The sequence below is a fragment of the Capnocytophaga sputigena genome (assembly GCF_900446695.1).
Taxonomy (GTDB): Bacteria; Bacteroidota; Bacteroidia; order Flavobacteriales; family Flavobacteriaceae; genus Capnocytophaga; species Capnocytophaga sputigena.
Window position 1 is genome coordinate 410,083 of sequence record NZ_UAVP01000011.1, and the last position, 14,655, is coordinate 424,737.

Annotated in this window: 3 protein-coding genes; all 3 read right to left on the bottom strand. The window is 37.8% G+C overall.

The genetic code is table 11. The features are described from left to right. Positions 1 to 60 precede the first annotated feature (60 nt). The 3 genes from DR017_RS13930 to DR017_RS13940 all read right to left on the bottom strand — a co-directional run bounded on the left by DR017_RS13930 (position 61) and on the right by DR017_RS13940 (position 14,534). Positions 61 to 11,781, bottom strand: a complete 11,721-nt coding sequence (locus tag DR017_RS13930) for a T9SS type B sorting domain-containing protein (protein WP_095909139.1) — start codon at positions 11,779 to 11,781, stop codon at positions 61 to 63. A 443-nt stretch (positions 11,782 to 12,224) separates the two neighbouring features. Further along, a complete protein-coding gene (locus tag DR017_RS13935) occupies positions 12,225 to 13,772 on the bottom strand; it encodes a sialidase family protein (RefSeq protein ID WP_002681834.1) in 1,548 nt (515 codons plus the stop codon). 189 nt (positions 13,773 to 13,961) lie between these two features. Then, the gene (locus tag DR017_RS13940; RefSeq protein WP_002681840.1) at positions 13,962 to 14,534 is read right to left on the bottom strand and encodes a PhnA domain-containing protein; all 573 of its coding nucleotides are present in this window, start codon (positions 14,532 to 14,534) and stop codon (positions 13,962 to 13,964) included. Positions 14,535 to 14,655 lie beyond the last annotated feature (121 nt).

Here is a 14,655-nt window from a genome sequence, read left to right on the forward strand (position 1 = left end):
ATAATAACAAGAGAGCTACTCTAGTGAATAGCTCTCTCATTATTTTATCAGTTTGCTTTATTATCTGAACAAAGTAAAGTTACCATAGAACTCACGTTTGTCGTACAACTGATCGTTGATTTCGATGATATACCAGTAGTCTCCTGATGGCATTGGACGTTTTTCGTAAGTACCGTCCCAACCTTGACCTGATTCTAACACCACTAATCGACGACCATAACGATCGAATATGTAGATACGGGCATTTACATTATTGTCTAAATACTTAGGCTTCCATACCTCATTTTCTCCATCTCCATTAGGTGTAAAGTAATTAGGAACTTCTATATCAAAGTACTCTACCTCGTAAGTCGCTGTAACAGTACAACCTTCGGCATCTTCTACACGTACATTCACTACCTTGTAACGACGTCCTCCAATTTCTTTTTCAGGATCATTATGGTTGACTTTGTACACCGGATTATCTCCCTTACTTACCTCATTGAAGTAGTATGTATAACCTCTAAAGTTATTCGTTCTACCTCCTTGTGCCAAGACCTCTAAAGTGTTTAGAGTTGTATTGGTCGTTACTCGTGTAACAGTAAGCGGTGTGTAAGGATCAATTGTGATTGTTTCGGAAGCACTACAACTGCCTGTCATTCCTGGAATAGATGAAACTATTGTATAAGTTACTTCTACCGTTTGGGTAACTGAACCTCTGTTGAAATTATCAATATAAGCTATATTACCTACTGTACGTGTGAATGTTGCTGATGCCCCTCCATTCAAACTATAAGTAATCTTACTATAGTCTGGTGATGGATTGTTGAAATGTACCTCTAAATAATCTACATAACTATTTGAGTTCGCTTGACAAGTACCATAGTATTTAAATTCGTTGATACTAACATCTGGTAACTCTTCCACTGTGAAGGTCAAAGTCTTAGTCATTGTACAATCATTAGCATCTTTTATTACAACTTGATAGTAACTATCCTTAGGACTTGGACCTAAATCATTGAAAGTATGACTTGTTCCTGTGGTTTCTACTTCAGGAGTTACCTTTTGTCTGTTGTCGGCTCTAATTATTGTAAGGGTATAAGTAGGTGTACCTCCTGCTATATTTGTAATTTCTACCTTACCACTATCACTTCCTTTACAAGTTACAAACGTAGAATTGAGTGTGTTTATATCAGCAGTGATAGGCGATGGATTTACAAAGGTATAGCTTCCTGACACTGTAACTGAACAGTTTTGTGCATCATAAATATCTACTCGATAAGTTCCTGGTTCTATACCTGTAAATGTCGCTTCGCTATCAGTAGTATTTATTTTTGGCAAATCACTACCTGTTGCTGAAGTTCTCACTAACGTATAGTTATAAGGTGGTGCACCTCCAGTTACTCCTGACACTTTGAGTTTTCCATCTTTAGCATCGATACAAGTAATAGAAGTTGTCGCTACAGTAATGCTCGCTGTATTGATAGCATTATATGGGGCTACTGTTACACTAAGGGTTCCAGTAGCTGTTGTACAACCTAAAGCGTCTATTACGGTAATATTATAATTACCCGCTTTCACTTGTGTGATTTCTACTCCTGGTGAGCCTTCTGGAATATCTGGTTTGGTATATACATTTCCTGTTGTTGGATCTGTAAGGGTTACTGTATAAACTTGTTGACCTCCGATGACTGTAAGGGCTACAACCCCATTTTCATTATTACAGTCTACCGATACTTTTTGTGATACATAAATCACTTTTATCTCGGCTGGGTTTGATGGAACTACAAAACGATGTTTAGCTACCTTACAACCTGTAGCATTTGATATTGCTTCAATATCGTAAGAGCCTCCCACTAGGGTAAGTGTTGTGGTATTACCCGATACTGTACCCGTAGTTGTCGCTCCGCCACTTACTGCTGTAACAGTATATGTAAAGCCTGCTGTTGATTGGTCGCCATTAGAAAGATCTTTATCTACTAAGGTTATCGCAATGCTACCATTATCGTTATGACAAACAGCTCTTACTGGGTTATGAGAGGTCATCTCAAATGTATTAGCATCTTTTACAGTATAAACTCCCGTAATACTACAGCCTGTCTTCTCATTGAAGACCTCTATCGTATAGTTCGAACCTGCCAAGTTTTGTGAACCTGTGAGGGTCAAACTCAAGCTGGTTGCTGTTGTTGTGGTAATAGTTGCAAAGGCATTATCTGTTCCTTTTATCACATAACGCAATGGTGTACCTGCTATATATGTAGGTGTAGCTGTTACACTGATATTTATCACCTCGTCTACCACACAAGTAGCTGATGTTGTTGTGGTAATACTTAGAGTTTGCAACTCGAAGGCTGGTGCTACTGTTACGCTTGTTGTACTTGTTGCACAAGTGCCTGAAGCATCTTTTACTGTAGCATAGAAAGTGCCTCCATTCAAGTTCGGAAGGGTATATTCTGTACCATTTCCTAAACTATTGCCGCCATTATCAAAGAACTCTATTGTATATGGTGGTATACCTCCGCGTATCTTGCTCGTATCTACACTTACTTTAGGCGTTGATAATCCATTGGTGCCCTCACATACATATTGAGTCACGGTAATTACTCCCGCTTGTAATTCTAATGGCTCTGGAGAGGTGATTTCAGCTGTGAAATTAGCTATACAACCTGTTGAGTTTACTGTAAGTTGCAATACATATAATACTCCTATAGGAGTACCGTGCAACTGAGTGAAGGTAGCATTGTGAGTTCCTGCAGAGCTTGGCGTAGCTGTGAATGGAACTGCTGCTCCCGTAGTACGATCGGTAGCACTAAGGATACGGAATGTGTAACTATCACTATCAGTAGGCATTGCAACCTCTATAACACCAGTACCGGTAGCTGTAAGACCTAAATTACATTTTTCGTGATAAGATTGTACTACTAAATTATCTATATTAGGCAATACAGGAGCAGGAAGGGTTACTTCTTTTACTATAGGACAACTTTCTGTTTCGGCATCATAGATAGTAATGCGGTAAACACCTTCATCGGCTGGTGCTGGAATTGTAATGGTAGTAGTTCCTGCTGACAATGCTTGATTTTGAACAATGATTTGTCCAGCTATACTACCATTGTCTATATGTTCTAAAGTATAGCTATAAGTACCTGTTCCTCCAGCTACAGTTACACTGATAGCAGCTGTAGGGGTTGCACAAGTTTTGACTTTGCTAAGTGTAGCCGAAGCGGTGATAATAGCTGTAGTACTGAAAGTAGCTGTAGTTACACAACCATTTACATCTTTTACTGTAATAGTATGTGTTATAATAGGATCTACTTCTACCTCAAACGCTTGGTTAGCTATCGTCCAAACAATCACTCTTTCGGCACTGCCATCTAAGCTATAGTAGTGTGCCCCTTGACCTATCTTATCAAGAGTCACCTTCACAGGGACTTTACCATTATGGTTGTTATATGCTTGACAAGACAATGTGGCAACATTATCAATATGAGGGGTATCAAAAGCCCCTATGGTAACCGTAGCAGATTGCAAGCAACCATAGGCATCGCGTACATATACATCCCAAGTACCCGCAGGTAATTTGATATAATCTGAAGCCTGAATAGTACGAGTCATTACAGATGGAGCTGCTCCTCCTGAAACTACATAACCATAAGTGTAAGTAGCTGTACCTCCTGTGATATTCAACCACGCTTCACCCAAAATATTACAAGAAGCTTTTTGAGTAGCTGTTGCAGATATCTGCATTTGCAAACGAGATTTTTTCACTTCGAAGTGAAGAGCTTGTGTACAATTGCTTGGGCTTTCGGTAAATACGATATAGTAATGACCTGCAGGCAAAGAACTTCCAGCGGTTTGCTGTGTAGCTACTGCTGCCGCTGTACCTGCATCTGCTTGCTGATGAGTATTATTATTGTATATCTTCCAAGTAATAGTACTACCAGCTTGCCAGCCACTAAGGGTATAATTTACTTTACCATCATTAGCCCCAGCACAAGAGGTTGTAGGCGTTTGAGATAAAGTTACTGCCAAAGTAGACTGTGTAGGCACTGGTACAGTAGCCTCGTGTGTATAACGGCAACCTGTATCAGCATTGTATACTACAAAGGTATAACGCACTCCTGGAGTAAGGTTAGGTACATTAGCCTCTACTCCACCTGCTACTGGGCTACCTTTATACCAAGTATCATTACCTCCTGTACTATTAGGAACTACCTTAGTAGGCGTCCAAGGAGCTATTGGGTTTTGGATACCTGTACGATATACCGCAAAGTAAGCATTGGCAGTAGTAGTGAATGAGGCTGTACCTGCTGCTTTCACGTAAGCATTATGGGTAATACTACAAGCTGTAGGTGTATCATAACGTACCGTAATAGAGGTAGTATTTGCATTCACCACTGTTTGCAAGTGAGTTTCACAACCATTAGCATCGACAATAGTAATATTGTAGTTACCATAGTTCAATCCTGTAAATGGCAATGTAGTATTAGCTGCCTGACTATTATGAGTTACACTTTGTGTAGTGTTATGAGTTGTATTTTCTACTTTAATAGTATAAGGGGCTTTACCACCTGTAATCAATTTCACTGCTAAATCGGCAGTAGAAGAGTTACAGCTAATTTGCTTGGTAACTGTAACTGTAGCTGTAAGTTGAGGCTCGCCATTTACTGTAAAGTTTTGTGTAAACACACAACCTCTGTCATCAGTGATTTTGAGAGTATAAACTCCAGGAGCTAAAGCCGTCATTGTATGTACTGCATTAGCAGCATCAAGTACTTGTACAGTGTATGAAGACGTTTCTACATAATAATCGGATGGAGATAGCTGTAAAGTTCCATTAGCACGACCACAAGTAGCTGCTGTAACAGTGAGTGTTCCTACAAGCAAACGCGGAGGATCACTGCGCAAAGTTACATACTGTTCTGCCTTACACTCACTACCATCAGGATAGTAAAGCACTTGGAATTTGAAATCAGTATTAGTTGTTGCATTTGTAGAATAAGGTATTTGACTTACAGCTGTACCTATTGTAGTATAGGTAGCTCCATTATCAGTGCTCACTCTAAAGGTTTTGATAGCTGCTAGGTCACCACCTTTTGCTGTAAGGGTATAGGTTACGCTTCCTCCTTTACAATCAGCGTACTGTTGATGAGTAGGCGATACTTGCAAGCTAAGAGCATCAAATACTTTAGTGCTTACAGTTGTAGCACAACCATAGCCATCGGTAATTGTAAAGGTGTGAGTGCCAGAAGCTACTTCTTCAGGATAAGTAAAGCTACCTGAAGAGAAAGCATAAACACTTGTACTACCTTGTTTTTGTACTTTGTAATTACCATTACCGCTCAAGACATTAATCAATACATATTTGGCATCACCAAATTGATAGCAATAAGAAGCAGGTTCGGCAGTAGCTGAAATAGTAGTTGGAGCTACAATCTCAAAAGTAGTTTGGGTAGTACAATTATTGTTATCGGTTACTACTAAACTATAAGTACCAGGTGAAAGGTTAGGGAACTCTACTGGATTGATAGAAGGAGCTGACATTGCACTAAGTGTACCTGTTACAAGCCCTACTTGGAAACGATAATTAGGAGTACCCCCCGTAGCCGAAACTCTCACTTTTGCTTTCTGATTATTGAAACAAGTAGCTTTATCGGTTACTACTACAGTAGGAGTAATTACACTAGGTTCACCTATTTTATAACCTCCAGCAAGTGATACTACACAAGAATTTTGAGTTGCATCTTGTACAGTAACTACACCATTTTGGGTAGCTGAAAGACCTGTGATGGTAAAGACTCCTTGAGCATTGAGTGTAGTGGTAGTCCAAGTAGTTTGATAAGGATCAATAGTATATTTCACTTGGTTAGAAACTGGATTCACTACCCTTATACCTATAGCACCATCGTGGCTACCATAACAGCTTACATTCTTCTCAGCTCCATATTTTTCAATACGCATTTGCTTATTAGCTTCTATATTGATGAGTTGAGTAATGCTATTACCACAAACTTTAGGTTGCTGGAATACTGTTATATTATCAATTACATAATCGTTACCTAAATTATTATAGGTATTGACTGCTATATTTATAATTCTAATGATAAGTTGGTTATCACTAAATCCAGTTATTTCGGCAGCTGAAAAATCAGCTTTTAGAGTTGTCCAACCAGCTCCATTAGCAGCAGTACCTGCATATCTACTAACTAATAGAGAGCCATCACTCTTGCGAATTTCTACATTGAAACGCGGTGCTACTCCTGCTGTAGGGATTAGACTCATCGCATCTAAACTCACAGTAAGAGGTTTATTCACTTCTAGTCCATTCAAACGTTTTTCATATACCATTTCATTACCTCCACTACCTGCTATCGCCATATAGCGACCGCCTGAAGCGTCGGCAGGAGGAGTTGTTACCCAACCAGATTGGAGGGTTACTGCTTTGGTGAGGATATAGTTACCATCTGAAAGAGTTCCAGTAGTTGCACAAGTGAAAGCTGTGTTAGCACCAGAGAGACATTCGTCATTACCTGTACCAAAATCTTCTCTAAAGAGCACATTGGTAGTAGTATCGGTAACTACAGTTTTGTAGTATACTGTAAGAGAGTGTACTCCTGGGGTGAGTTCACGCATTACAGTAGTACCATTGATAGTTTGTGGAGTTTCACCATCAATGCTATATTCATAAGTTTGAGAAACTGTAGCTGAAATTGTAAGGGTTACTACCCCATTACCACTATCACAACGATAGGTAATAGAGCTTATTCCTACTGAAGGAATTACCTCAGGAGCTACCTTAATAGGTAATGTTATGCGACAGCCTTTGCTATCTTCTACTAATACATTACCAGAGCCTCCCATATATCCTATAGCAGTTGTTCCAAAACTAGCTCCACCATCGAAACTATAACGGTAAGGAGCAGTTCCTCCTGACATATTAGCTACAGCTACTTTATATTGTTTAGGATTATTAGTATCACAAGATTTATCGGCTACTATAGAAGCAAAACCTTGTAATGGATTTTGAGTAGGTTTAATTACAATTGGTTTCTTGCTATAAGTACAAGTTGTAACCCCTACTTGGGCTTCTATAAATATCTCGTAAGTACCTGCCGTTAAGCCTGTAAAAAGACCTCCTGGACTTGTACGTGGGTTTGGCAATCGATTGCCATTAGCATCAAGAGTATAGAGGCTCACTTTGCGTTTTTGGTTAGGAATATCGAATATAGTATTGATAATTCCTGTATTAGATTGGGTTGCACAAGCAATCTCGGCAGTTGCCGATACGGTAAATTTATGAGGATCTGGTGGTGTAACCATCACCTTATTAGAAAGTGCAAATGCACCATTACGCACATCACCTACTAAGAATACATATTCTCCTATTTGGGTGATATTAGGCACATCTATAGTTTTAGAACTTTCACCTACACTTTGAGTAGCAATAGGCGTAGAGGCTAAAGCTGCAGGCTCGTTAGCGTGCTGTTGTACACCATCTATCGTCCATAAGAAGAAACGATAAGGAGCTTCTCCTCCTTCTGCTTTAAATTCAAAGGTTGCTGTATTACACTGTTTAAATCCTTTGAAAGTAGCAGTCATTGTCATCTTGTTGAGTTTTTTAATCTCAAAAGAACCATTGAACTCACAACCTACCACTTGAGGAGAAGTTACTTTCACTGTATAATTACCTTTTGAAAGTCCGTTTATACGGGTTTCGTTACTAGTAGTAGTGATATTTTTCACTTCTGCACCATTCTCATCAAATATACGAATGTTATAGCTGATACCACTAGTATTCATTGATACTTTTACAGAGCCTTGGCTAAAATCAGTTTGGTGAATTACATCACCTACATTACCACCTAAACCAGCTGTGAAAACTTCAAAATAAAAGAAATTGGTACAACTACCACTTTGTACTTTTAAGCGGTATTTACCTGAAGTATTGAGTTGGAAACTATTATTAGTGTGTAATGGCAACCAACATTGGTCTTCTAAATTTCTACAATCAGAAGAAGATTCAGTACAAGAGCCATTCCATTGTTGCCATTGGAAAGTAGTGTTCACATAGTTTACACTAATGGTTTTGCTATTACCATCACACAAATAGAAGTGGCTTGTCCAAATATTATTATCAGGACAAGTAACCCCTACATTGTTCGCTTGAGAACGGATAGGATCGGTTGCTGTAGTAGCAGCTTGGAAATTAATCACTTCTTCACTAGTGATTTGTACCCCATCACAAACTTTTGTTTTCTCTACTCTGTAAGTACCAGCTGTTCCAGCTCCTGTATACTGATAAGTAGTATAAGCTGGTTGATGAGAACCATTTACAAACCATTTATAAGTATCAAAACCTTGTTCGGCAGTAAGATTAAGTGTACCACCTGGGCAGAACACTTCTTGACGTGAGCAACCCGCTGTGTTGATAGTCATAGAATGAGTTCTTTCTTTGGCTTGAGGTGCTATATTACAACCAGGAGTTACGCTACCATAATTCATTTGGTATCCCATAGTGAAGTAGTTACCACAAGGTTTAGAGGCTTCTACACAACCGCCAGTGTGTTTCATTGGGATTTTGATTACCTTAACAGCACCACCTAAAGGAATAGTAGCCCCCGGTATATTGAATAAGTAGGTTTTAGTTATAGGGTCATAACTTTGTCCAGGGGCAATAGCTCCTTGGGTAGCTCCTGTTAGATTAGGGCTACCATTAGTAATTATTTTTGCATTAGTAGGCAATTTCACAGTGAGTGAAGCCGTACTAATAGCATTCTGACCTGTATTTTGGTAAGAAATTTCGTATATAAACTCATCATTAGGATTGAGTTGTGTTACTGTTGCCCCTGCGCTATTGGTATAACGAGCATTTACAGTCATTTCTAAAGCACGTGATTGTACAATCACCTTGAAAGTACAAGTGCTTATATTACCATAAATATCAGAGAATGTATATACTACGGTATGAGTACCAATGCCAAACTCAGTATTAGGAGCGTGAGAGCGAGTTACACGTGTAGCATCATAACAAGTATCAGTAGCAGTAGGTTCTGTCCACGATACTTTTTTGCTACATTTGCCAGCATCAGCTATTACTGTAATATCAGAAGGACAACCTGAAATTACTGGAGGCGTTGTATCCTTAGGTAATGTAACCGTTACGGTTTTGGTCATCAAAGTATTAGTTCCTGAACAGCCTATATTATCTTTTAGTTTATATTCTACTTCAAAAGTAGTGGTTTCGGAGATAGGATTACTAAATACTTGCCCTGTACCAAGTGGAGTACTTGTGGTACGTTGTCCTGATGAGTTAAGTTGATACCAACGGATATCAAACAATAAGTCTGAAAGACTGAGGTAAAGAATAGCTTGGTCTCCTCTACAAGAAGGGGCAGCCCTAAGTGACACTATAGGATTAGAAACGTTATCAATTTTTACCTCTTCATCAAATTGTACTGTTTGACATTGATGCCTTACTCTTACCAAATAACTTCCATCTTGTAAGTTTCTAAATACAGTATAAGTATTATTAGGGTCTGTTTCTTGGAAAGTTTTAGTATCTATAGGTGTAGTAAGATTAGGTTTTTTATACAATGAAAAAGTAAGTGGATAAGTAATTTGTTGTCCTGTAACATCTACAGAAATAATACCAGAACCACTTGCTGCACTACAAGCCGCTGATGAGTGTTGAGGCACTATTGAGGCTTGTGGTTTCAGTGTAAATTGTTTTTCTATATAATGATCGAATACATCAAATGTATTTTTCTTTGTTTGTAGAGCTGATTTTACATTACCATCTACTATTTTGTTATTAGGTAATTGATAATATAAGTGAGTAAGTTGCAAAGCATAATTACCTGGTGATAAGTTTGAAAAAGTATGAACTGGTAACCTACTCATAGTAGCTGGAGTATTGATAGCTTTGTAAACTCCAGGAGAAATCTCACTTTTTAATATCATTTGTAAATTAGTAGTGGTTCCATACATTTCTCCTACATCATAGGTAACATAACCACTATTACAATTAGAATTAACAGTAAGTTTATCGGTAAGTTTTCTCACCATACTTATTACTATAGTTTTGGTAGCAGTATTACCACAATTATCAGTAACAGAAAGAGAGTAAGTACCTGCTGGTAAATCTCCCCAACCAGAATAATTGATAGTTCCAGGATTTGTGAGAGTAAGTGGGAAAACAATTGTTTTAGTAACGGTTTCAGTAAAAGGCAAACGCGTAGCAAATGAAATGGCTTTACGTCCATCGGCTGGTGTTAAATTGATAGTAACAGGATAGCTTATATTTTTATCGCTACCTATAAATTGCCTAAATATAGTACCTGTATTTTCATAGATACCATAAGCGAACTGCCAATCATCTAATGCTTTTGCAGGATTAGAAGTATTAGGAAGCTGTGCATCAAACTCACGAGAGCAAATATCACTACAATTATTAGGGTGTTTATAACGGAAACGGTATCTACCAGGTCCAGAAGCAGTTAAATCGGCAGTAGCTCGACGTTGAACTTCTTGATATGTTCCTTGTCCACTCCAAGTTACTCCAGTGACTGTATTCCAAGTACCTCCTGTTAATTTTTCTACTGTAAAATTATATGGAAAGGTTCCCTCTGTATTATGAAAAGTTACATAAACATTTTTTTTAGTGCTTGTTACGAGATCTGTTAATTCACGAGAAGTATAAGAAGTAATTACTTCCCAAAGAAGTCGAGCGCCCCCTGGCACACAAGCATTTTGAGACAAATCGGCAACTGCCAATCCTCTATCATTAGTAGGAGCATTGCAAGAAGGAGGTGTTAAAAAATCATTAGAAAGTTCATAAGTTTCAGTAATAGTATTTACCCCTCCTACTACTGTAATACGTATTTTATCTCCTTTTTTGAATATATAATTTTTTACCTTATAAATTCCTTTTTCGAAATCAGGTATTATAGGACCTGCTGCTCTATTAAGGAACTCTATTTTTGCTTTACCATTAAAATAAGTAGTGTGTTGATAAGGAGCTTCTGTTACAAGACCTCCTGTTGTTTTATTTAATGAAAACTGAAGGTTAAAATTACAATTGTTCCCCATATTAAAATAGTAGGCACCTATTTTTATAGGGAAACACTCAGGAGTGTTTTGTGCGGCAGGTATATCCACAGGTATACGTTGGGTATCTCCACAGTCGGGGTTACCATTGGCTAAATCCTTAATTTCAACCGTCACCTTGCCCGAACGCAATTCTTTGCCTGCTTCTCCTTTTATACTAATAAAATTAGTAACAGGAGAAGGGCGTGTATAGGTTTTAGCAGGTACTAATATTGTACCTGCACTATTGAAGATAGTTATTTGAAAAGGACCTATACCTCCTGAAGGTATTTTAAATTCTATTTGTCCATCTATCAAACTATTACAACTAGGAGCTTTTACTTGCAAACTATTGATATTCATAGTTTTGTAGGTAGTAGTAAGCGCAATTTTCTTTACTACTTTCCTACCTGTAACAGCATCATTAACTGTTACAGTATAAGCACCTGCTTGTAAGCTATTAAACTCATAAGTTGCGGGATTGCCCGATATATTTTGCACACTTGGTGCTCCAGCAGGCTTTACAAGCTCTACTAAATAGTTCCCAGAGGCTGTACAACCTGAAGGCATAGGTGACTTAGGTTGCACTGTTACTTTCAACTTTGCATCTGAAAAACACTGCCCTGCTGTAGGTGTTAGTTGTACATCAAAACACTCTTGCGCATAAGTAGTGAATCCTGTTAAAAAACATACGATTGCTATTAGAAACTTTTTCATAAGGTAATATGAACTTTTATTGATACACATAAATATTTTTACAAAAGTATATTTTTTTTATGAGAGTAACAATAGTTTTACATACACTTATAAATATATAAGAAGAATTTCCAAAATAAACATTTGTTTATCAGTGTTTTAAATAAAGGTTAAACCTTGTTAAACTATTGTTAAAACAAGTAACACTCATAAGTATACAGAAAAAGTCTTTTTTCATTTTGAGTTTTTAAAAAGTTATTAAGTTGGATGTCTTTAGAGGAGATTTTTTCTGTTTTTGTAAGATTAGTTTTAATTTTTAAAGAAGGTAAAATTAGAGTTTTTGGATATAAAAAGAGGCTGCCAATTCGACAGTAGCAAAGATACTATGAATTGGCAGCAAATATTGTAATAAGTGACTTGTTGATTGATTACAAGAATATCAAAATGTATATCAATCTTTATTATTATTTTATAAATTCTTTAATTGGCACTTTTTGGAAGTACAAATCTCCATCACCTTCGTAAAGAATACCTATATATTTATTATCTATTACTGTAAGACAAGAGTAACCCATAGCAGCTTGCTCATACAATAATACTGAGGGAAGTTTATCCCAAGTATTACCATCGTCATCACTTGTTTTGATAGTCATTTTTATTCTATTTTTTGCATCGTTAGGATTAGAGAAGAATAAATACTTTTTTCCCTTTTTATCTTTATAAGAAATAATGCTTGCCATACAATTAGGTTCAGTAAGAGCAGTGCGAGAGGTATTGTGCTCTACCCACGTTTTGCCCATATCGGTTGTAACGGCTACAGAACGCCCGTGATAATTATCAGAAAGTTCATAATTAGAGCGATTGCGGTCGTCGCGCATATTGAGCATTAGTGAACCATCGGAGAGTTCTACTACTTGCGCCTCAGTAGTGTGTGATTTGGCTCCTGTACCTACGTGCCACGTCTTGCCGTGGTCTTTACTATAAATAATAGTTGAATGAGGCACTTGGTCTTTATCTTTAAACTGACCCGCAAACACCAAAGTACCATTACTCATCGAGATACCTCTTCCAGGTCCTTGGAAAAAGAGTCTCCATTCGGGATTTTTGATTTGAGAGGTAATATTGATAGGTTCACTCCACGTTTTACCATCATCTTCACTTTTTACTACTACTATTTGTCCTGTTTCCTCAGGAGCCATTCCACTTTTAGAGCCCCACCAACTCATTGTTTGGGGATCTAAGCCGTGTTGCCACAAGCCTATCACCCAAATAGTGTTGGTTTGTTCATCTACCAAAACAGCGGGATCTCCTACCCCATTAAGGCGGTTAGGTTTTCCTCCCCATTCGCCCATATCAATCACTTTTTTCATTGGTTCCCACGTTTGTCCGCCATCAGTACTACGACTCATCCCCACATCAATATCTTCTTGCAAATCCTTGCAGTTGTTGTAACGATTGTCGTAAACGGCTATCAGCGTACCTTTATTAGTGGTTACAAGCCCCGGTATACGGTAGCATTCTATGCCGTCTTGTTTACGTTGACGAAGCGCAATAGCAAAACGCTGTCCTTCTTTTTTAGCATTATTAAGCGTGATTTTTGTCTCATTAGTGGTGAGTTTTACCTTTGACAGGTAGAGTTTTTGCAAGAGGTCTGGTTTTTGAGTAGTACGAACAGAAACCCAAACAAAAAGGGTATCATTAGTAGCTTTGAAGTTTCCTTGTAGTTTGGTATTACAACTGAGATTTGAAGTTTTAGCAAAAAGTGTTGCTTGTTCTCTTTTAACGTTAGCACCTACATAAACAGAGAGTTCTGAAAGGTTGAGTTTTTTACTTTTGAATTGTAAAGAGAGTTCTTTTAATTCTGTTCCTTGCTTTATAGGTAGCACAAATGAGGTAATAGGATTATCTTTATCAGTAGCCAGAGGCATTTGGGTTTGAGTAAAAGTCATTCCTTTTTGGGCATAGCCAAAGCTAAGGAAGCATAATGCAATAATGGTAAATAGTTGTTTCATTTATTAATTTGTTGATTTAGAGATTGATTATTAATATTATAGAGAGGCGTCCTAAAAGTTTTTCTTGAGGGGCGTTTGCAAAACGCCCGTACATAATAGATCCTAAAAGCAATTGATTATCAAGTTTATGATGCAAAAGCGATTTTTAGACTTTTAGGACAGCCCCTTGTAATGCAAATTCATACAATATTATGCCTTTTTCACGTATTGAGTGAGGATAACTATTTGTTGTCCATCAACTTTGCCTTCTATATATTCAGCATTTTCGGGGTCGAGAGTGATTTTGCGCACTACAGTACCTTGTTTAGCTGTCATACTAGTGCCTTTTACTTTCAGGTCTTTGATGAGTACAACGTTATCACCATTAGCGAGTACTGCCCCGTTGCTATCTTTGTGGATTACCTTTTCGCTATCTTCTAAATGATCGTCGGAGGCTTGAGCGAAAGCCAATTCATCCTCATCTAAATACATCATATTCAAAAGGTCGAGCGACCAGCCTTCGTTTTTGAGTCGGTTGAGGAGACGCCACGCCATTATCTTTACAGGGCGGTGTTCGCTCCACATACTATCGTTGAGGCAACGCCAATGGTTGCTATCCATCGTATCGGGATTTTGTATTTGACTAAGGCAAGTAGCACATACCAAAAGGCTATCATCTGTACTTTCGTTTCTAGCAGGAGGTACTGTATATACACTTAGGTTTTCAGTAGCTCCACAGAGCTCACAACAATTACCACTACGGGATTTTAAGATTTCTATCATTATTATTTTAAATTATCGTTTTTCAATTAATCAATGTGCAAATATATAACTTTCTTTTAAACTACACAAAAAGGCTCTATCTTTCCAAAATAAAAAACTTTGCCAAAGGTCGTAGCACAAC